Source organism: Clostridioides sp. GD02367, assembly GCF_045900275.1.
GTDB classification, from domain to species: Bacteria; Bacillota; Clostridia; order Peptostreptococcales; family Peptostreptococcaceae; genus Clostridioides; species Clostridioides difficile_A.
In genome coordinates, this window is the sequence record NZ_JBJODK010000015.1 from 90,554 (window position 1) to 111,101 (window position 20,548).

Consider the following 20,548-nt stretch of genomic DNA (forward strand, 5'->3'; position numbering starts at 1 on the left):
TAGGTGAATTTATGAGCTTTAAAGATTTTCTCAAAGACAAACTCGGATTTTTGATATACAATTTTACTTTCTTAATTTTTACAATAGCAGTTATTCTTTTTTCCCCTGTAGAGATTTTTTTAACTGACACTATTTTATATATATTAATTATAAATGTCGTATTTTTATTGTTATATCTACTAATTAGCTACATAAAAAAGAATAAATTTTTAAATAACATAAAAAATGATATAGCTCAGATTAATAGCCATGATATAGAATTAATTAAATGTAAAAATGAAGAAAAAATATATTTGAACACCATTAAAAATTATCAATATAAGTGTAATAAAATAATAAACAATAATGTTAAGAAGTTTGAAGAAAATAAAGAGATTATGAGTATGTGGATACACGATATAAAGATGCCTATCGCAATAATAAAACTTACGCTTGAGCAGAATGAGGATTTAATTGATGAAAAAATTTCTAATGATATAGATAATGAAATATTTAGAATTGAAAATTCTGTTGAAAAAATTTTATATTTATCCAAACTTGAAGATTTTCATAAAGATTTTTTGATTCAAGAAGTGAACATTGAAAAAATTATTAGAGATATTATAAGAAAATATTCAAAATATTTTATTTCAAAAAAAATAATTTTAGGCTTAAATAATTTGAATTTTAAAGTTTTATCAGACGAGAAATGGCTCTACTTCATATTCGAGCAATTATTGAGTAATTCCCTAAAATATTCCTCATTAGGAGATAATATATCTATCTATTGCAAAACAACCAAAAATTATTTACAATTAAGAGTGGAAGATACTGGTTGTGGTATAAAAAAGGAAGATTTAAATCGAATATTCAATAAGGGATTTACAGGTAATAATGGAAGGAATAACGCTAAATCTACAGGACTTGGGCTTTATTTAGCAAAGGAACTTTGTGATAAACTTGGCCATAAAATTGATGTAGATTCAGAGTACAATCAATATACAAAATTTACTATTACATTCAAATGCGATTTATAGTATCTTAATATTGATAGTTTATTTCTATTTAACTTATATTCAACAGGCTTCTTAATAATGATTCTATATGTACATCCCAGTATATAATAAATAGTTTTTATAAAAAGGAGGAAGACATGTCTTTTCTAAAAAAATTTAAAAAGAAAAAATTTAGAAATAGCAGCTTCAAAAGTAACAACTTTAGAAGTAGTAGTTTTGGAAGTAGTGGCTTCAAAGCTAAAAATAAAGGTTTTAAAAACAATCCCTTTAAAAATAAAAGATTCAAAATTTATGCAGGAATAGTAATAATCATACTTCTAATTTTAGGGGTACTTGCTTACAATGATGCAAAAAACACTAAATTACAAGCTAATGAAAACTTTATAGAAACATATACTGTTCCTGAAAATGAGAAAATATTTATAAATGGTATGGTTGTTCCTAAACAGACTAAAGACTTTAATATTTCTGGAGATTATGAACTAAGTGCTGTTAATGTTACAAACGGTCAAAAAGTAAATCAAGGAGACCTTCTTTTTACTGCTAAAAATCCAACTATAATAGCAGAAATAGATAGTTTAAAATCACAACTTAGCCAATACAAAAAACAGAAAATATCACTTTCTGATATTACTGAAAATAGAGATGCTATAGCTTCTATAAATGCTCAGATAACTGCTTTAAACTCTCAAATAGCTTCTTTAGATAAGAAAGCATATGATAGTGTCACTGCTCCTTTTGATGGCACTGTATACTTAAATGACCAAACTGGAAATCCAGAACAACCAGCTTCATTTATGACTATTCAAGGTCTAGAGTTTTATATGAAAGGACAAGCAAGTGAGCAAGATTTACCTAAAATGAAAATTGACCAAATGGTTAATATATTAGTTTTCTCAACTGACCAAAAACTTACTGGTAGAATAAGTTTTATATCTGATAAGCCATCTACTCCAAATACTGAGATGGGAGCTCAACAGAATACTCTATCTTATTATGATATAAACATAGCATTTGATAATCAAGAAGGATTAGTAAATGGATTCCATCTTCAAGCATCACTTGAAGTAGCTAGTTCAAGCTTTAAAATACCAGCATCTTGTGTGCTTAAAGACAAAAAACACTCATATGTATTTAAGAATTTAGATGGTATATTGAAAAAACAAATTGTAGATGTAGCAAGTCAAAATGATGATTTTGCTGTAGTTAGAGGCGGTCTTGAGCAAGGCGATATAGTAATAAAACACCCTACTAAAGAAATGAAAGAAGGAAACCCAGTTCAAGGCGATGGCGTAACTGCAGGTTCTAATAATGGAGATGCTACTCCAAATAAAAAAGTAAAAGAAGTTACTATGGATGTGAATTAATTTACATATGTTAATAAAATTAGAAAATATTCAAAAGTATTATAAAGTAGGGAAAGATGAATTACATGTTTTAAAATCCTTAAACTTAGAAATTGATTCTGGAGAATTTGTAATGATAATGGGTAAATCTGGTAGTGGTAAAACTACTTTACTTAATATCTTAGGTTTTCTTGATGTATTTGATGAAGGAAGATATATATTTGATGGAACAGATGTAACTAATTTGAGTGAAAATGAACGTTCTGTTTTTAGAAATATTAATATTGGATTTGTTTTTCAACAATTTAATTTAATAGAAACTTTAAATGTATATCAAAATGTAGAGTTACCTCTAATCTACAATAAGGCGCTAAAAAAATCTGAAAGAGAAGAAATTGTTGAAGATAAATTAAAATCTGTTGGACTTTTGGATAAACTTAAACAAAAGCCTCTTCAGTTATCTGGTGGTCAGCAACAACGTGTAGCTATTGCACGCTGTCTGGCAAATGACCCTCAAATAATCTTTGCTGATGAACCAACAGGAGCGTTAGATAGCGAAACCAGCAAAGAAATTATGGAACTTTTGACAAAACTTAATGAACAAGGTAAGACTATAATAATGGTTACACATGATCAAGATTTAACTAAGTATGCAACTAAGGTCATACGACTTAAAGATGGTGTGTTTACTTCGGAGGTGTAATCATGAGCTTATTAAAAAATTCTTTGGCTAACTTAAAAGGACACAAACTTCGTGTCTTTGTAGCTTTACTTTGGATTATAATAGGAATAACTTCAGTAATACTTGTTAGTTCTATAGGTAATGGGTTTCAGAAAGAAATTAAAAAATCTGTAAACAATGTAAACCCTAATAAAACTACTATTTCGTTTGAATCTGCTGATAACACAGGCCTTACTGATGATATGAGTATATTTTTAAAACCATTTAATGCAAAAGACTTAGAAGAATTATCATTTGTTGAGGGTGTAGAAAGAATAGCTCCATCAAGAGATGGGTTTAATCTTGATTCAACTTATTCTTCACAAGCATTTTTTGATAAAAAGAGTACTTATGTTGATGTAGGACCAGTAAAAAAGGATTCTAAAATAAATTTAGTTTGTGGTAGAGATTTTTCTTTAGATGATGAAAAAAGAAAAGTAATTTTACTTACATTACAAAGTACAAGTGAAATTTTTGAAAACCCAGAAGATGCTTTAGGTAATGGTATCAATATAAATGGAACTATATTTGAAATAATTGGAGTACTAGATGATTCTCAGCAAAATCAAAATATGGGATTCTTTGGTGGTTATCAAGATATGCAGTTTACTACTTCTCTTATACCTAAAAAGGCTTTTGACAGTTTAATGAGTCAAAATTCTTATTCAAATGAAATCTATCAGTTAGATTTAGTGTCTTCTAATGGGTATAATGTGAATGAAGTTGCAAACAATGTTATAGCTAAACTATATGAGATGCATCCTGGTATCAATGGTTCTTATACTACACCAGACCCAACTGAACAGACAGCTTATCTTGAAAGCATTAATTCTAATGTAAACAAATATGTATCTATAATAACTGTAGTTGCAATGTTTGTTGGTGGTATTGGTGTAATGAATATAATGTATGTTTCTGTTATGGAAAGACAAAGAGAAATTGGTATAAGACGTGCTATTGGTGCAAAACCTAGGTCTATATTATTTCAGTTTTTAGTTGAGGCTGTATTTATAACAGTATGTGGTGGAATTTTAGGAACTATAGTTGGATTTATTGCTACTAATTATGTTTCTAAATACATTGGATTTGAAGCAATTCCTAGTTTAAATAGCTTATTTTACGCTATTGTAGCTACTATATTAACTGGGGTTGTGTTTGGTTTAATCCCAGCCTTTAAAGCCTCTAAACTAGACCCTATAAAGGCAATTTATAAGTAGACACTGTCTAAATTTATAATTTTTAGATTTACTTATATAAAACAGATTTAATATATAACGCACTATTATATATGATAGATTAAGAATTTAATCTTCTTCAAATATAGTAGTGCGTTCTTTAGTTTCTAGTCTATTATTTTTATTATAAAATCTGTTTTATTGTCACAGTAAGCATTAACATCATATCTATAAAGTTTTGCTAGTTTTTTCTTTAAGTTAGAATACTCTTTAACCTTATCTGGATTTAACCTTAAATAATCTCTAAATTTAATATGTTCTAAATATCCTTTTCCATTTTTAGGACATACATATAAATTATGTTCCATAAAGTCAGTTGTCTCATATAAAAAAGCTTCTCTTCCTTCTATATCTAAATTCCCAAGATGTCTATACCCTAATTTCTTTAATTTACTTATAACATCATTTAAGTAATTGTAGTTTTCAATTACTATATCAACATCCAATCTTGGCTTTGCAGAAAGCCCCTCAACAGAAGTACTACCAACATGCTCTATTTTTAAAATTGAATCTCCTAATACCTTTTCTAGTGTAGATTTTAACTTTTCAAACTCATACTTCCAATTTGGATTATATTCTACTACTTCAACAATCTTTGTAGTTAATCCAGTTACTTCTAGTTGATAGATATCATGTTTCATTACTTTTCCTTTGTAAATCTTATCATACTCTGATGTTTTTTTCATACCTAGTCTTTTTGCTACATTTATAGATGCTGTATTTTCAGGTCTTATATCTGCTACTATAGTATCTGCACTTAGATTTTTAATAGCATAATCTATACAAGCAATTGCACCTTCAGTAGCATATCCCTGGTTCCAATATTCTTTTTTTATTATATATCCTATTCCTAATCCTATGTCCTGCTTTATAAGACCTATCTGTCCAACTACATCTTCTCTTTCCTTATCTATAGCAATAAAGTATCCATATCCATCATTATCGTATCTTTGTATATTTCTATCAATCCATTCTAAAACTTCTTCATCAGAGAAAGCATGTTCCCAAGCATACATTACCTCTATATCTTGTAAAATCTTACTTATTTCCTCAAGGTCATTATGATTCATCTTCCTAATATATAATCTTTTACTTTCAATCATTGTATTCACCGCCTTTAAAAGATACTGCTAAGTTAAGCGTTATATACAATCTCTCCATTACATATTGTATAATTAACCTTGCCATATAAAGTCTTACCTTTAAATGGTGAGTTATCAGCTTTAGACACAAAGCTTTCAACTGTCCATTCTTCTTCAGGATTAAATATAACAATATCTGCTATTGCACCTTCTTCTATAAAACCAGCATTTAAATTGTATAATTTTGCAGGGTTTGTAGACATTTTTTCGATTAATTGCATCATACTAAGATGGTTTTTATGAACTAAGTTTGTTATTCCAAGAGATAAAGAAGTCTCTAACCCAATAATTCCACTTGGAGCTTTTATGAATTCTCTGTCTTTTTCTTCTTTACTATGAGGTGCATGGTCTGTTGCTATTATCTCAATAGTACCATCATTTAATCCCTCTATAATCTTATCTCTATCCCACTTACTTCTTAAAGGTGGATTCATTTTTGCATTTGTTCCAAACTCTAATACATCTTCTTCAGTCAATGTAAAGTGGTGTGGTGAAGCTTCTGCAACTACATTTGCACCAAGGTATTTTGCAAATCTAACCATATCAACAGATACTCCAGAACTTATATGTTGTATATCAATCTTCGCACCAGTTTTTAGTGCCAGCATACAATCCCTAGCTACCATAACATCTTCTGCCACACTTGATGCGCCCTTTAATCCTATCTCTGAAGCTATTTTTCCTGCGTTCACACCTGGATTTCCAACTAAAGAAGGGTCTTCTTCATGAAAACTAAGTGGTACATCCAATTCTTTTGCTTTAATCATAGCTTCCATAATTAGATTGCTATCCATTAGAGGTAAACCATCATCAGTAAACCCAGGTACACCAGCTTTTTTAAGATTTTCCATATCAACCAATTCTTTACCTTCAAAACATTTAGTTATAGCAGCTGCTTGTAAAACATTTATACATGCACTTTTTGACTTTTCCTTAATATAATTAAAAGTATCTTCATTATCTACAATAGGATTAGTATTTGCCATGCATATAACAGTTGTAAATCCTCCTCTAGCAGCAGCTTTAGCTCCACTTTCTATATCTTCTTTATATGTAAATCCTGGGTCTCTAAAGTGAACATGTACATCTACTAGACCTGGCGCAATTATATTACCACTAGCATCTATTACCTTTTCATACTCATCACTTTCATCAAATTTACCTATTTTATAAATTTTATTTTCTTTTATAATTAAATCAATTTTCTCATCTTTTTGACTCTTAGGGTCTATCACTCTACCATTTTTAATTAAAATCATCTTATTTCTCCTTTATACTTTTCATTTATATAGACTCATATAATATTATACATTATTTTACATACTTAAATACAAAATTACGTTTGACATCAATAGCCTTTTTAGGACAAAGTTCATGGCAACAGTAACATCGTATACATTTACTTAAGTCTATAATGGCTCCCTTAGTTCCCATTTCTATAGTACTTGCAGGGCAAGCTTCTTTACATTTTCCACATTTTATACAATCTTGGAATCTAACCACAGGTTTTGGTGTTATAAGTTTTGAAATAGGCTCATTTAAAAATTTTGGTAGTTTTACAGAAAATAATCTTAAGTCTTTACTTACATTTGGAACCTTATAGTCTTTTATAATTAAATCATCTATATCTTCTCCTACAATCTCAATATCTGAAAAATCTGCTTCTATATAACCTCTTTTTATAGCACCTCTAATTGTAGCAACTCTATTTGGAAGTAAGCTTATAATCTTACATGCAACTACATCTATAGCATATGGATTTTGTGATGCTAATAATACACCTATTTCTCGAGTGGTTCCAGCTGAGGGACCATCACCTTCCATACCTACTATTCCATCCATAATTGTCAATGTCGGTTTCACATAATCACAAATATCCAAAAGCACATTTTCGCAAAATAATTCTTCTGTAGGAAATCTATAATGTATTTCTGCTTTTTTCAATCCAGCTATACATCCATACATATTTTTTGTACCACCAGTAAAAGTTGCCATCATATGTGTCTTTAATTTGCAAAGATTTATTACATAGTCTGCATCTACTATTGGTTTAATAATATCCATATATTTTAAAACATGTGCTTTTTCACTATGTATCTTAACATCTGAAACATCATAATTTAACTTAATACCCAAATCATTTGCTACCTCTTCAATTCCAGATGCCTTATATATACTTTTAAGAGAACTTTGATTATATGGACCACCTGGGCTATCTGCTATTGTAATATCACAATCTAACTCTAAAAGCTTTTCACATACAACTCTCACAACCATAGGATGTGTAGTTGTAGCTTCTTCAGGTCTTTTCTTCATCAATAAATTTGGTTTTACGAGTACTTTACTTCCTTTTTTAACAAATTTATCAATTCCTCCAATATCATCTAAATTTTTTTCAATAGAACACCTCACATCTTCATAATTGTAAGTTTTGCAACTCCTAACAGATACTGATTTCATATTATTTCCACCTTTTTATCACAACAGTTTATTTTTATAATTTAAAAAAGGAGAAACCAAAGTTTCTCCTTTTAATCTATATTTTTAATTATTATTTTCCAAAATGTCTGTTTAATAATCCTAAGAATGCTTTACCATGTCTAGCTTCATCTTTACACATTTCATGTACTGTATCATGTATAGCATCTAATCCTAATTCTTTAGCTCTCTTAGCTAATTTTAATTTTCCATCAGTTGCACCATACTCAGCGTCAACTCTAACTCTTAAGTTTTCTTTTGTATCTGCAACTACAACTTCTCCAAGAAGTTCTGCAAATTTAGCAGCATGCTCAGCTTCTTCAAAAGCTATTCTCTTATAAGCTTCTGCTACTTCTGGATAACCTTCTCTATCAGCTTGTCTACTCATTGCTAAGTACATTCCTACCTCTGTACATTCACCAGTAAAGTTAGCTCTTAATCCTTCGATTATTTCTGCATCTACACCTTGAGCTACTCCTATTCTATGTTCGTCAGCCCAAACCATTTCGCCTTTCATTTCTTCGAATTTATCAGCTCCAACTTTACATACTGGACATTGTGCTGGTGCAGCATCTCCTTCATGTATATATCCACATACTGTACAAACAAATTTTTTCATAATTAATTTCCTCCCAATTTTATATAATTAAATTTTTATTTTTAAGTTTAATAACTTGCTACAAGAATATATATACCCCCGGCTTTGTAGTTTAAACACTAAAAATAAAATTTATTTCCTAATTAATTTTATCACTTTGAAACACCAGTATCAACCAAGTTTTGATGTCAAATTTCTACATAATACATAGTTTATTTGATTAATTAGGAAATAACTGTCTTATTAAATACTTTCTAATGAAGACTCTTTTGAATCTTTAAGTTTCACTTTTTTGCTCTTTAAAAAAGATAATTTAGTTTCTGCTGTTATGATTGCAACAAATATTAATATACTACCAATAACCAATTTTGCTGTAATAAGTTCCTTTAGAATTATTATAGAAAATATAGTACCAAATACAGCTTCTGTAGATAATATTATAGCTGTTCTAGTTCCATCAACTCTTTTTTGACATATAGTTTGGAACAAAAATCCTATTGTAGTACTAAATATAGCTAGATATATAGTTCCCATATATCCAGATAATTCAGCTTCCATTTTCAATTGCCCTGCAAATGTCTGAACTACTAAAGACATTAAAAATGCTACAGTAAATTGAACAGCTGTTAATGCCATTGGGTTATTATCTTTTGCAAACTCACTTGTAAAGAATATGTGAAATGCAAATCCAAATGAACATATAAGTGTTAGTAAATCTCCAAAATTGATAGAAAAATCTGCTTCTAAAGAAAGTATTCCAATCCCTACAAGAGCTACTAAACTACTTATTATCCCTATCTTATCAAGTTTTCTTTTATAAATTATAAATCCTATGAATGGAACTATTACAACATTTGCTGCTGTTATAAAAGCATTCTTAGATGGTGTAGTGTACATAAGTCCAATGGTTTGTACTGTGAAAGCCAAGAATAAAAATATTCCTAAAAGTCCTCCTGCCTTTAACAATTTTTTTCCCATACTAGCACGAATCTGTTTAAAAAACAGTAAGTTCATAATTACGGCTGCTAAGAAGAATCTTAAAGTTATGATTTGTAGAGGTGTAAGCCCACCGTCTAATGCAAATTGGGTTGCTACAAAGCCACTTCCCCATATAATTGCTATAAATATTAGTCCTATTTCTCCAAAGTATTTTTTCAATAAAGCTCCCTCCTTTTTATTTTTTTGCAAAATTATAAACCCCCTAAACAGCAAGAGAGTTTTTCTATAAGCATTACTATAAAAATATAGTAAATTTTTTCAGTATTTTAAATCCAGATTTATATCTATCATGAGCTCAGATTTATATCCACTATTTAACAGTAATATATTAATCATTTTTTGTAAACACCTTTTTAATAAATTTTTATTTTTTTTACTTATACTAAATTTTTTTATAGATAACTTCAGTATATTATATATTCATATTATGCAAATAATGTCAAATAAGTTACACTTTGGTTATCTTAGTTACAACTTTGTCGGTTTACTTTTTCTACTTTCTTCGATATAATTATAATATATTTTTGATACAATTCGACAAAAGGGGGAATGCTGTACTTATGGTAAAAAGAAGAAAAAAGAAAACTATTACACTTACTATAATTGTTGTAATAGTTATTGGTATTTTTTCTATGGCATGGGCGGATATGTCTAGAAAAAAAGAAATTAAAGAAACTCAAGAAAGACTTAAAGCTGAAAGGCTGGAAAAAGAAAGAATCGAAAAAGAAAAAAACGAACCTATTATTGGTGCAAAAAAAGAAGCTACAAAAGAATATGGATATGATGCAAAATTAGTTTGGGATAAACTTAGCAAATACGACTATTCAAACAATGGAGAAAAGATAGTCTTTCTTACATTTGATGATGGACCATCTACTACAAATACTCCACAAGTCCTAGATATCTTAAAAAAACATAGTGTTAGGGGAACTTTCTTTATTAAAGGTGATTCACTTGAAAGAAATGGTGCTAATGAAATTTTAAAAAGAACATTTGATGAAGGAAATGCAATAGCTCATCACTCTTACACTCACGACTATAAAAAACTATATCCTGGCAGAAGCCTAAATCTTGATACATTCGTAAATGAACTTAACAAAACTGATGAAGCTATGAAAAAAGTTTTAGGAAAGAATTTCTCATCAAATGTGGTTAGATGCCCAGGTGGATATATGTCTTGGAAGAATATGGAGCCTCTAGGTAACTACTTAAAAGAGAAAAATATGGCATCAATTGATTGGAATGCTTTAAATGCTGATGCAGAAGGTAAAAAGAAAAATGCTCAAGAGTTATTTGAACATGCAAAAAAATCTTCTGAAGGTAAAGAAATGGTTGTTCTTTTAATGCATGATACTTATGGAAAACAAGAAACAGTAAATGCGTTAGACCAAATTATAACATATTTTAAAGACAATGGTTATCAATTTAAGATTTTAATATAATAAAAAAGGGGTTGTCTCAAAATAGAGACATCCCTTTTATTTTAATCTATTTTACTAGTTCAATTTTTACAAATTTTTTCTTTCCTATTTGAACAACTAATTCACTTTCTTTAACAATGTCACTTAAGTCCTCTACTTTTTCACTATTTACCTTTACTCCACCTTGAGAAGCTAATCTTCTAACTTCACTCTTGCTCTTAACAATCTCATTAGCAACTAATACTTCAATTAAATCAAATCCTTCTTCCTTAACTTGAATTGTTTGTATATCTTCAGGTATTTGACCTTTTTGGAATACAGACTTAAATCTTTCTTCAGCTTCTTTAGCAGATTCTTCTCCATGATATAATGTAACTATTTCTCTCGCTAAGTTCATTTTTATATCTCTTGGATTTACTGAACCGTCTTTTAACTGAGATTCTATTTTATTAACTTCATCAGGATGAACATCAGTTACTAAATTATAGTATTTAATTATAAGTTCATCAGGAATTTCCATAGATTTCTGGTACATTATTCCTGCTTCTTCATCTATCCCAATATAGTTACCTAAACTCTTACTCATTTTTTCTTTTCCATCTAATCCTTCTATTAAAGGCATCATTATTACTATTTGAGACTCCATACCAAACTCTCTTTGTAATGATCTTCCCATCAATAAGTTAAATCTTTGGTCAGTTCCACCAAGCTCTATATCAGCTTCTAACGCTATAGAATCATATGCTTGCATTAATGGATAGAAGAATTCATGTACTGATATTGGCATTTGCCCTTCATATCTCTTCTTGAAATCTTCTCTTTCTAACATTCTTGCAACAGTAATAGTTGCTGCTAATTTTATTACATCTTCAAAATTTAATTTAGCTAACCACTCACTATTAAATCTTACAATAGTTTTTTCTTTATCTAAAACTTTGAAAATCTGTTCTTCATAAGTTTTCGCATTTGCAAGAACTTGTTCTGTTGTTAAAGCCTTTCTAGCCTTAGATTTTCCAGTTGGGTCTCCAATTTTACCTGTAAAGTCTCCAATTATTATTACTATTTGGTGACCTAAATCTTGTAGTTGCTTCATCTTTCTAAGAACTACTGTATGCCCTAAATGTATATCTGGAGCACTTGGGTCTAGACCCAATTTTACTATCATAGGTTTTCCTTCTTTTTCTGATTTAATAAGCTTTTCTCTTAACTCTTTTTCATCTATTAAATCGTCTACACCTTTCATAATTATTCGTATTTGCTCGTCTATCGATTTCATTTTTCATTCCTCCTAAAATATTTATATAATCTTTAATTTTTATTTTTATAATAAAAAAAGCTTTCATCCTATTAAAAGGACGAAAGCATTGCTTACGTGTTACCACCTTAGTTCATCAATATCTCACGATATTAATCTCTTAGAGTATAATTATATATACCCAAGTACTATAACGTGTACTACTCCGATATCTCTTAATGGTTGTTATCTTTCAGAGATAGTGCTCTGAGATGTATTCAAACTAAATCAATTTATTCCATTTCACCAAACTGGAACTCTCTGTTAAATAAAACTTAGCTCTACTTCTTCTCTTCATAGCATTTATATATTCAGATTATTTCATCAATTACAAGAATTTTTTCTTAACTTACTCATAATATATTATTATTTTTACATTTTGTCAACCTTTTTTATTATTATATACATGTTTTTTTACATTATACTATCTTTTTATATTTTTTACCAATATCTAAAATTTATTTTTCAATTAAGATATTAATTTGTTTATTGACAATATTAGTCTGATTCAATCTTATATTTATTTTCTTATTTAAAAACGCATTTACTATTATTAAACCAACCATAGTCACATTAAACATAAAAAATAATAATAAAATTATTATTAAAAAAGAAATTCTAGCATATAATAATTTTCTAAATTTAGATATTATAAAATTTTGCAACGACATGCATGAATCTCTAACTATAAAATAAACACATAAGTAAGCAATTGATATTAAGATTGTTTTTAAATAAACAAAATCAACTTTAATATTTAATAACTTTAAAATTTTAAAAATCACTAAATAAGAAACACATATGTAAAAAACTTTCTTAGAACAACATAAAAATTGATTTAGACTTCTAAAGTTTTTAAATATCAAATATTTTTTTAAAGAATTTGAACCTAATATATGCAATTTATGTCCTAAAATCAAACTTAAAAAATATATACAAAAGACCATCCCAAATGGAAACAATGCTATCATCAAATAATAAATAATATTTGCATATCCATTAAAATAAATTAATTTACTATATTCCTGAAATTCTTTCATAAAACTATAACCTATTAATGCTGAAGCATATATATCAATAAAAACCATTACAACTATTCCAAATATTGAACCATATACTAAATCATCCATCACCATTGTAGGTTTATTTATAAAATAACCACACATTATACCAAGTAATACACTCTGACTTGCCCAAATAGCAGTTCCGAGATTTCCAAGTACTAGAGAAATTATTAAAAGTGATGTAACTCCAGATAAAACAGTGTACTTTAAATCACATTTTAAGCATATTATACAAAAAAATATTGGTACTATAAAATCTAGATAAATAGCATATCCAAATCCAGTACCCACAGCTATAATTGTCACTACTATAAATAAAGATGACAATAAAGCAGCTTCAGTTAATTTTTTAGTAGTATTCAAAACAAGTCCTCCATAAATCATAAATTTTCTAATTAAAACTTTATTTTTAATATAGTATATCACTTTTTTAAAATATTTTTAATAAATATAAATTTTAATGAAAGTATCTATATTAGAAATGATATAATATATCTTAATATTCAGTTTTTTAAGACACTAGGAGGTAGTTACTATGTTTAAAATTAAACACTTTAATGATTTAAATTTAGATGAGTTTTATGAAATAGCAAAATCAAGATATGAAGTATTTGCTTGTGAGCAAAAAATATTTTCATTAAACGATTATGATGATATAGATAAAAACTCTTATCACATATTTTTAAAAGAAGATGGATTGATTTGCGCTTATGCTAGAATAATACCTAGAGAATATAGCTCTTATGATGATGTTTCTATTGGTAGAGTTTTGGTTCTCTCTAGTCATAGAAAAAATGGGTTAGCAAAACAAATGATGGATTGTGCTATAGACTTTATAAAGATTAATTTACATGAAAACAATATAACTTTATCAGCACAAGCTTATGTAAAGAATCTTTATTTATCTTGTGGTTTTAAAGAAATATCAGAAGTGTATGACGAAGCTGGCATTGAACACATTAAAATGAGATTACAGTGTTGACAAGCTAATATTGTTAATATATAATTTAAGTATAAATAATATATTGAATTGATATTTAGGTATTTGAAAATACCTTATATGGAGTCAGAAGGCTTTTTGCTTTCTGGCTTTTTTTATTACTAAGATTCAATAATTATATAGATTCAAAATGTTAATTTTTATTCTATATTCTACTTTCCCCAAAAGTAAGAATTATACCCAACTTTGTGATAGGCATCTTGCCTATCTTTTTTTTGTGAAAGTAACAAGGTAATAATATAATGCATAGTTTAAAATAAGAAGATTAGCTCAGGCTAAATTTCATGCATGGAGGTGCTACTATGAAAAACCTTAACGACATTCAAGTGAAAAAAACTGTTAAAGTTGAAGATATATTGTCCAGTGGTAATTTAAGAGAAAGAATGTTAGCGCTTGGTCTTACTAGAGGAGCTGTTATAGATGTAGTTAGAAAAGGTCCAAAAAACAATTTAACTGTCTACAAAATCAGAGGTAGTAAGATAGCTCTACGACAAGAAGAAAGTAGCTTAATATTAGTTTCTGACATTTAAAATTTTCTAGCGGGAGGATATTAATATGGGTTTGACACACAACTCAACCAAAATGAGTTCTTTAAAAGACATGTTTGATATAGATAACAAAGAAGACCAGTTTGTAATTGCATTGGCTGGTAATCCAAATACAGGTAAAAGTACTGTATTTAATCATCTTACAGGGCTTAGACAACATACTGGAAATTGGCCAGGAAAGACTGTAGCTACAGCTCGAGGTAATTTTAAATATAAAAATGCTGAGTATGCATTAATCGATTTGCCAGGAACATATTCTCTATTTGCCTTGTCACAAGAAGAAATTGTGGCTCGCGATTTTATATGTTTTGGTAATCCAGATGCAGTAATAGTAGTATGTGATGCTACATGTCTTGAAAGAAATTTAAATTTGGTGTTTCAAGTGATGGAACTTACAGATAAAGTTATTTTATGTATAAATTTAATAGATGAAGCTAGGAAAAAAGGAATTACTATAAATACAGAACTCCTAGAGGAATCTCTTGGCATTCCAGTTGTTTTAACTGCTGCAAGAAGTGGTTCTGGTATGGATGAACTATTAGATACTTTAAATGATGTGTCTTTTGATAAATATAAGTTCAATAATAAACCTGTAAAATATAGTGAAAATATAGAAGATATGGTAAAATCAATTCAGCCAGAATTGGATAACATCATGCCAAATATAAATTCTAGATGGTTAGGTCTTAGACTTATTGATGGTGATGAAAGTATTTTTGAATCTATGAGCAACTATATAGATAAAGATTCAATAGATGCTATTAATGAAGTAAAGAAAAAAGTTCCAAATGATATAAATAAACAGAAAATCAGAGATGAATTTACTAAGATTAACTATGATTATGCTAAAAAATTAAGTGAGGAATGTTCTTCTAACATTCCTAAAAAATCAACTGATAGAGAAGAAAAAGTAGATAAAATATTAACATCCAAAGTATTTGGGCTTCCAATAATGCTTTTATTATTAGGTACTATATTGTGGATTACTATAGAAGGTGCTAACTATCCATCCACTTTACTGTCTAATTTGCTACTTGGATTTGAGCCAAGTATTTCAAGCGTGTTAAATAGTATTAACTGTCCATCATGGTTAAATGATATGTTGGTTTTAGGATTGTATAGAACCTTAGCATGGGTAATTTCTGTAATGTTACCTCCTATGGCAATATTCTTCCCATTATTTACCTTGCTTGAGGATTTTGGATATTTGCCAAGAGTTGCATTTAACTTAGATCACCTATTTAAAAAAGCTTGTGCACATGGTAAACAGTGTTTGACTATGTGTATGGGATTTGGATGTAATGCAGCTGGAGTCATTGGTTGTAGAATAATTGACTCTCCAAGGGAAAGACTTATAGCTATACTTACGAATAACTTTGTACCTTGTAATGGTCGTTTTCCTACTCTAATAGCTATATCTACAATATTTTTTAGCTCAGTTATAACTAGCTCTTTTGTATCAAGTATAGCAACTGCATTTTGTATAACTTTATTGATAATTTTAGGTGTTTTAATAACATTGTTAGTTTCTTATACTCTTTCTAAGACATTATTAAAAGGAGTTCCTTCAACTTTTACATTGGAACTTCCCCCTTATAGAGTTCCTCAAATAGGAAGAACTTTATATACTTCCATAATAGATAGAACAATATTTGTTTTAGGAAGAGCTGTAATGGTAGCCATACCTGCTGGTGTAATAACTTGGATATTTGCAAATATCTATATAGGAGATTTAAGCATATTATCACATGTTGCAAATTTTTTGGACCCTTTAGCTAAAGTAATTGGTCTTGATGGTTTTATATTGATGGCTTTTATTCTTGGTTTCCCAGCAAATGAGATAGTTATACCTATACTTCTGATGGCTTACCTAGCAACTGGTTCTATGATAGAATTAGATAGCTTTAGTGCTTTAGGTCAAGTTCTTAGAGAACATGGATGGACTTATTTGACAGCTTTAAATGTTATGCTGTTCAGTTTACTACACTGGCCTTGTGCAACAACACTTTTAACAATAAAAAGAGAAACTGGAAGTCTAAAATGGACTGCCTTAGGATTCTTAATGCCTACTGTACTTGCTTTTGTTGTTTGTTTTTTAACAACTACAATTTACAATTTATTCATATAATTAGTATTTACTGACATTAAATGTACCTTATAGATACTGTTTAAACCTTTATATACTATTATAAAATATAGAGATATACTCAATACTAAGTATAATTACTTAATGTTTGAATATATCTCTTTTTGATTCTTATCTAGATACTTGGATTGAAATCTCAGTCATATAATTATCTTCATTACTTTCACAAAAGAAATCGAGTATACTCTCCTCATATGAATTTCCAACAATTTTATATTCATTCTCATATATATATTTTTTCAACTTCTCATAAGATTTATATGAGTCTTCATATTTTCCAATATGCTTTATACATGCATATATTCCCTCTGGTTTTATATATAACTTTTTTTCTTTTATTTTTTTATCTATTTTCAAATAGAAACTTGCTATGCTTAAGTAGTCTCCATTTTTTATATTCTCATTACTTACCATTGCTCCTAACTCATATCCTTGATACAAATTTTTTGATTTACAGTAATTAGTGAAATCTATTAATTCCATCATGAAATCGCCATTACTTATACTAGTCAAGTCACTTGATAAGACTAAGTATTCCTCAAATCTTTTAGACATATAAATTTCTTCACTATTCATTTTAGAAATTCCTTCAACTGTTGTATTTATTCTGTTTTGTATCTTTGAACTTATTTTTCTTAATTTTTTTATTTTTTCTCTTATATTTTTTTCTTCTTCTTTAAGCATTTTCACGCAAAGTTGAGGACTTCTATTTTGTATATATTCTTTTATTTCCTCTAGACTCATTCCTATTTCCCTTAATGATTGTAATATGTCTAATGTATCATATTGATAAATCGAATAATATCTATAATTATTTTTGTCTTTATATTCTGGAGAAAAAATCCCCATTTTATCGTAAAAAATTAATGTCTGTTTAGATATTCCACACAACTTTGCAAATTCTCCTGTGGTAAAATACTGTTTTTCCAAGGGTTATACACTCCTTTTCGTTTTGTTGTCTATATAGTTACTATATTCTTTATTATTGGCTAAATCAAGCAATTCTTATTTATTTTTTATCATCTTAAATGATGAATTATCAAACACTTTACTAAATTTTTAATTATACACTTTATTGCTCACTAAAAAAGGTAGCAACTATTTATAGATTCTACCTTTTTGATTAGTATCAATTGTCTATTTTTAAAATATCTAAAATCTCACTTGCTGTTTGTGGCTTTCCAAAAAAATATCCTTGTATGTAATCTGGTTGCATTTGTTTAACTAAATCATACTCTTCTCTTGTTTCCACTCCCTCTAAACAAACTTTTATTTCTACATCGTGACAAATTGCAACAATAAAATGTATAAATGTAGCATCAAACTTACTTTTTAATATATCTTTAACAAAGACTCTATCAATCTTCACTATATCTATTGGTGCAAATTTTAAAACTTCTAATGATGAATATCCTGTACCAAAATCATCCATAGCAATACGAATGCCTAATTCTTGTAAAACTTTAAACTTATATTGTAAAATACTCATATTCTGCACTGTATGGCTTTCAGTTAATTCTAAAACAAGATTTTTATAAGGAAAATTTTCTTCATCTATAATTTTTATTATATCTTCAATAAATGTATCCTCTAATATTTGAACAGCTGAAATATTTACACTCACTGTAAAAAATGGATAATCAACAATCCATTCTCCACAAGTACGTAATGCCATCCGAAGTACCCATGCTCCTACAGTATTTATCATATCATTTTCTTCTAAAATTGGAATAAATTCTAAAGGAGAAATTGCTTTACCTTCACTATTAGTCCATCTTAAAAGTACTTCTACACCTATTATATTATGGCTTTGTGTATCTACTTGTGGCTGAAATCTAAGACTAAATCCCCTAAAATTATCATTGATTGATGCTTTCAACTCCCACATCATTGCTACAGAGTACATTTTATTTTTTAATATTTTTTCAGAGAAAAAAACAATTCTATTCTTACCATGATCTTTAGCATACTGTAAAGAATAGCTAGCATATTTACTAAGTTCTTTTACTGTATCCCCATGTTTTGGATATATAACACACCCAGCAGAAATTGTTATATTTAATCCATATTTTCTCCATAGGTGAAGATGTATAATTAAATTTTGTATTTGCTCATATAAAAGTTGAATCTCTTTTTCCTCAACATTATCAACGAGAATTCCCAGTTCATCACCATCAAGTTTATAAAGTTCAGCATTACCTGGTAAAATAGATTGTATAGATTGTGCTAAAGTTTTTATTATATTATCTCCAAAATCTCTATCATACATCTCATTAACATTTTTAAAATCGTCGATATTCAATAATACTATACATAATTTTTCAATCATCGGATTTGAAAGTTTATCTTCAAACACACTCATAAATTCATAGTAATTCAACAGTTGTGTTAATGGGTCAATCTTATTTTGTTTCCCTAACTGTGTCATTATTCCTGCAAAAATACTTGGTTCTCCAAACTCATCACGCATTAATTGTCCTCTACATCTTAACCAAATATATTCTCCACTGCGATTTTTAGCCCGGAATTCAACTGAATGATAATCCATATTATTTTTACCTATTTCCATATTTGACTTATAAAAACGGTCCCAGTCTTCTGGATGTACAATGCTCTTCCAGTAAATAATTGGACTTTCTACAATTTCTCCTGGCAAATCAAATAATTCAACTTGTGATGGTGAATATCGAAATACTCCTGTTTTCATATTACAAATATATATATATTCATCTGTACCTCTAATCAAAGCATCATAAAGTAATGTAGAATCATAATCAAATTTACTTCTTAAGGCATTAAAATCTTCAAGATAATCTCTTTCTTCTTTATTATTTGATATTTGATAAAATTCTTCAACTTTACCTTGCTCATTTAAGCTTTTGGAATTTGTAATATCTATAGATTGGTGTATATGAACAACTGTACCATCTTGCCATGAAATTAGACTATCATAATTTTCAAAAACTTGATTTAACTTATTACATTTTTCATACCACTTTATTAATGTTCCTTTTTTATTATTCTTTAACAGCTCTAAGACTTTACAAAAACTACATGGGGCATTTTTTTCAGTATATAATACCTCCCAACAAACTTTTCCTTCTGGAGCTGAAATATTATATTCTTTTTTCATATTTTCATTCATGAAAATAATTTTATCAGTATGAATATCTGTAATATATATATTAATCTGTAGCTGATTTAATATAACCTCAAGATTATGTTTGTTCATATACTTACCTCCTTCATCATTGCTATTATTTATAACCACATTCCTAGAATTATTTTTATTACAGAGGATTTATTTGTCATTTATATATACATTAAATATACAATTTAATAAAAAAACTTATTACTTCATATTTTAGATTATAGTTGATAAAAAAAAATACATCAATATCATATTATCAATTTGAACAAGATTATTGTATATAATGCTTATCAGCCTTATATTAAATTTTACTGCTGTATTTATCTTTATAAAATTAGATATAAGAAATAAACTGTATATTTTTTATTACTTTAAAATTTAAGATAATAAAAAATAATATTAATAATATA

17 protein-coding genes and 1 other annotated feature are annotated in these 20,548 nt (G+C 28.2%); of the genes, 8 read left to right on the forward strand and 9 right to left on the reverse strand.

The genetic code is table 11. From position 1 onward, the window contains the following. The first annotated feature begins 11 nt into the window (after nucleotides 1-11). The 4 genes from Q3223_RS16830 (at nucleotide 12) to Q3223_RS16845 (ending at nucleotide 4,279) form a co-directional block, all read left to right on the forward strand. Complete coding sequence (locus tag Q3223_RS16830; protein ID WP_243193061.1) at nucleotides 12-1,016, forward strand: HAMP domain-containing histidine kinase; 1,005 nt, start codon at nucleotides 12-14, stop codon at nucleotides 1,014-1,016. 116 nt (nucleotides 1,017-1,132) lie between these two features. Further along, nucleotides 1,133-2,362, forward strand: coding sequence for an efflux RND transporter periplasmic adaptor subunit (locus tag Q3223_RS16835; protein ID WP_407812232.1), 1,230 nt, complete (start codon nucleotides 1,133-1,135; stop codon nucleotides 2,360-2,362). Between the two features lie 7 nt (nucleotides 2,363-2,369). Continuing rightward, nucleotides 2,370-3,044, forward strand: coding sequence for an ABC transporter ATP-binding protein (locus Q3223_RS16840; protein ID WP_054270020.1), 675 nt, complete (start codon nucleotides 2,370-2,372; stop codon nucleotides 3,042-3,044). Nucleotides 3,045-3,046: 2 nt separating this feature from the next. Further along, nucleotides 3,047-4,279, forward strand: a complete 1,233-nt coding sequence (locus tag Q3223_RS16845) for an ABC transporter permease (protein WP_223195564.1) — start codon at nucleotides 3,047-3,049, stop codon at nucleotides 4,277-4,279. Between the two features lie 125 nt (nucleotides 4,280-4,404). Here the strand turns inward: Q3223_RS16845 and Q3223_RS16850 are convergent, their stop codons facing one another. From Q3223_RS16850 to Q3223_RS16870, 5 genes are all read right to left on the reverse strand, one after another. After that, nucleotides 4,405-5,400: a GNAT family N-acetyltransferase gene (locus Q3223_RS16850; RefSeq protein ID WP_207644664.1), complete on the reverse strand. Its 996-nt coding sequence runs from the start codon at nucleotides 5,398-5,400 to the stop codon at nucleotides 4,405-4,407. A gap of 32 nt (nucleotides 5,401-5,432) precedes the next feature. Then, the gene (locus Q3223_RS16855) at nucleotides 5,433-6,698 is read right to left on the reverse strand and encodes a dihydroorotase (protein ID WP_223195563.1); all 1,266 of its coding nucleotides are present in this window, start codon (nucleotides 6,696-6,698) and stop codon (nucleotides 5,433-5,435) included. 52 nt (nucleotides 6,699-6,750) lie between these two features. Further along, nucleotides 6,751-7,899 carry a DUF362 domain-containing protein gene (locus Q3223_RS16860; protein WP_219673508.1) on the reverse strand — a complete coding sequence of 383 codons (1,149 nt, stop codon included), beginning with the start codon at nucleotides 7,897-7,899 and terminating at the stop codon, nucleotides 6,751-6,753. A gap of 91 nt (nucleotides 7,900-7,990) precedes the next feature. Continuing rightward, complete coding sequence (locus Q3223_RS16865) at nucleotides 7,991-8,536, reverse strand: NADH peroxidase (protein WP_009889371.1); 546 nt, start codon at nucleotides 8,534-8,536, stop codon at nucleotides 7,991-7,993. Between the two features lie 222 nt (nucleotides 8,537-8,758). Then, entirely contained in the window at nucleotides 8,759-9,703 is a 945-nt protein-coding gene (locus Q3223_RS16870) for a DMT family transporter (protein ID WP_167640859.1), read from the reverse strand. A 371-nt stretch (nucleotides 9,704-10,074) separates the two neighbouring features. Between Q3223_RS16870 and Q3223_RS16875 the strand changes: the two genes are divergently transcribed. Beyond that, nucleotides 10,075-10,956: a polysaccharide deacetylase family protein gene (locus Q3223_RS16875; RefSeq protein WP_054270014.1), complete on the forward strand. Its 882-nt coding sequence runs from the start codon at nucleotides 10,075-10,077 to the stop codon at nucleotides 10,954-10,956. Nucleotides 10,957-11,002: 46 nt separating this feature from the next. Here the strand turns inward: Q3223_RS16875 and tyrS are convergent, their stop codons facing one another. Together tyrS and Q3223_RS16885 are read right to left on the reverse strand one after the other, a co-directional pair. After that, nucleotides 11,003-12,211: a tyrosine--tRNA ligase gene (gene tyrS / locus Q3223_RS16880; protein ID WP_054276514.1), complete on the reverse strand. Its 1,209-nt coding sequence runs from the start codon at nucleotides 12,209-12,211 to the stop codon at nucleotides 11,003-11,005. 72 nt (nucleotides 12,212-12,283) lie between these two features. Further along, nucleotides 12,284-12,536: a binding site (T-box leader), on the reverse strand. Nucleotides 12,537-12,687: 151 nt separating this feature from the next. Continuing rightward, nucleotides 12,688-13,656, reverse strand: coding sequence for a DUF2232 domain-containing protein (locus Q3223_RS16885; RefSeq protein WP_407812233.1), 969 nt, complete (start codon nucleotides 13,654-13,656; stop codon nucleotides 12,688-12,690). Between the two features lie 172 nt (nucleotides 13,657-13,828). Between Q3223_RS16885 and Q3223_RS16890 the strand changes: the two genes are divergently transcribed. From Q3223_RS16890 to feoB, 3 genes are all read left to right on the forward strand, one after another. Further along, on the forward strand, nucleotides 13,829-14,275 hold the full coding sequence (locus Q3223_RS16890; protein ID WP_054270011.1) for a GNAT family N-acetyltransferase: 447 nt from the start codon (nucleotides 13,829-13,831) through the stop codon (nucleotides 14,273-14,275). A gap of 320 nt (nucleotides 14,276-14,595) precedes the next feature. Beyond that, nucleotides 14,596-14,823, forward strand: coding sequence for a FeoA family protein (locus Q3223_RS16895; protein WP_003420037.1), 228 nt, complete (start codon nucleotides 14,596-14,598; stop codon nucleotides 14,821-14,823). Between the two features lie 25 nt (nucleotides 14,824-14,848). Then, complete coding sequence (feoB, locus tag Q3223_RS16900) at nucleotides 14,849-16,969, forward strand: ferrous iron transport protein B (RefSeq protein WP_054270010.1); 2,121 nt, start codon at nucleotides 14,849-14,851, stop codon at nucleotides 16,967-16,969. 129 nt (nucleotides 16,970-17,098) lie between these two features. Here the strand turns inward: feoB and Q3223_RS16905 are convergent, their stop codons facing one another. Both Q3223_RS16905 and Q3223_RS16910 read right to left on the reverse strand, forming a co-directional pair. Continuing rightward, nucleotides 17,099-17,917, reverse strand: coding sequence for a MerR family transcriptional regulator (locus Q3223_RS16905; protein ID WP_074179003.1), 819 nt, complete (start codon nucleotides 17,915-17,917; stop codon nucleotides 17,099-17,101). A 199-nt stretch (nucleotides 17,918-18,116) separates the two neighbouring features. Then, complete coding sequence (locus tag Q3223_RS16910; protein WP_407812234.1) at nucleotides 18,117-20,219, reverse strand: EAL domain-containing protein; 2,103 nt, start codon at nucleotides 20,217-20,219, stop codon at nucleotides 18,117-18,119. Nucleotides 20,220-20,548: the final 329 nt, after the last annotated feature.

Excerpts from the sequence above, each read along its gene's own strand:
- Q3223_RS16830 (WP_243193061.1), top strand. The coding sequence starts at position 12 with ATGAGCTTTAAAGATTTTCTCAAAGACAAACTCGGATTTTTGATATAC.
- Q3223_RS16835 (WP_407812232.1), top strand. The coding sequence starts at position 1,133 with ATGTCTTTTCTAAAAAAATTTAAAAAGAAAAAATTTAGAAATAGCAGC.
- Q3223_RS16840 (WP_054270020.1), top strand. The coding sequence starts at position 2,370 with ATGTTAATAAAATTAGAAAATATTCAAAAGTATTATAAAGTAGGGAAA.
- Q3223_RS16845 (WP_223195564.1), top strand. The coding sequence starts at position 3,047 with ATGAGCTTATTAAAAAATTCTTTGGCTAACTTAAAAGGACACAAACTT.
- Q3223_RS16850 (WP_207644664.1), bottom strand. The coding sequence starts at position 5,400 with ATGATTGAAAGTAAAAGATTATATATTAGGAAGATGAATCATAATGAC.
- Q3223_RS16855 (WP_223195563.1), bottom strand. The coding sequence starts at position 6,698 with ATGATTTTAATTAAAAATGGTAGAGTGATAGACCCTAAGAGTCAAAAA.
- Q3223_RS16860 (WP_219673508.1), bottom strand. The coding sequence starts at position 7,899 with ATGAAATCAGTATCTGTTAGGAGTTGCAAAACTTACAATTATGAAGAT.
- Q3223_RS16865 (WP_009889371.1), bottom strand. The coding sequence starts at position 8,536 with ATGAAAAAATTTGTTTGTACAGTATGTGGATATATACATGAAGGAGAT.
- Q3223_RS16875 (WP_054270014.1), top strand. The coding sequence starts at position 10,075 with ATGGTAAAAAGAAGAAAAAAGAAAACTATTACACTTACTATAATTGTT.
- tyrS (WP_054276514.1), bottom strand. The coding sequence starts at position 12,211 with ATGAAATCGATAGACGAGCAAATACGAATAATTATGAAAGGTGTAGAC.
- Q3223_RS16890 (WP_054270011.1), top strand. The coding sequence starts at position 13,829 with ATGTTTAAAATTAAACACTTTAATGATTTAAATTTAGATGAGTTTTAT.
- Q3223_RS16895 (WP_003420037.1), top strand. The coding sequence starts at position 14,596 with ATGAAAAACCTTAACGACATTCAAGTGAAAAAAACTGTTAAAGTTGAA.
- feoB (WP_054270010.1), top strand. The coding sequence starts at position 14,849 with ATGGGTTTGACACACAACTCAACCAAAATGAGTTCTTTAAAAGACATG.
- Q3223_RS16910 (WP_407812234.1), bottom strand. The coding sequence starts at position 20,219 with ATGAACAAACATAATCTTGAGGTTATATTAAATCAGCTACAGATTAAT.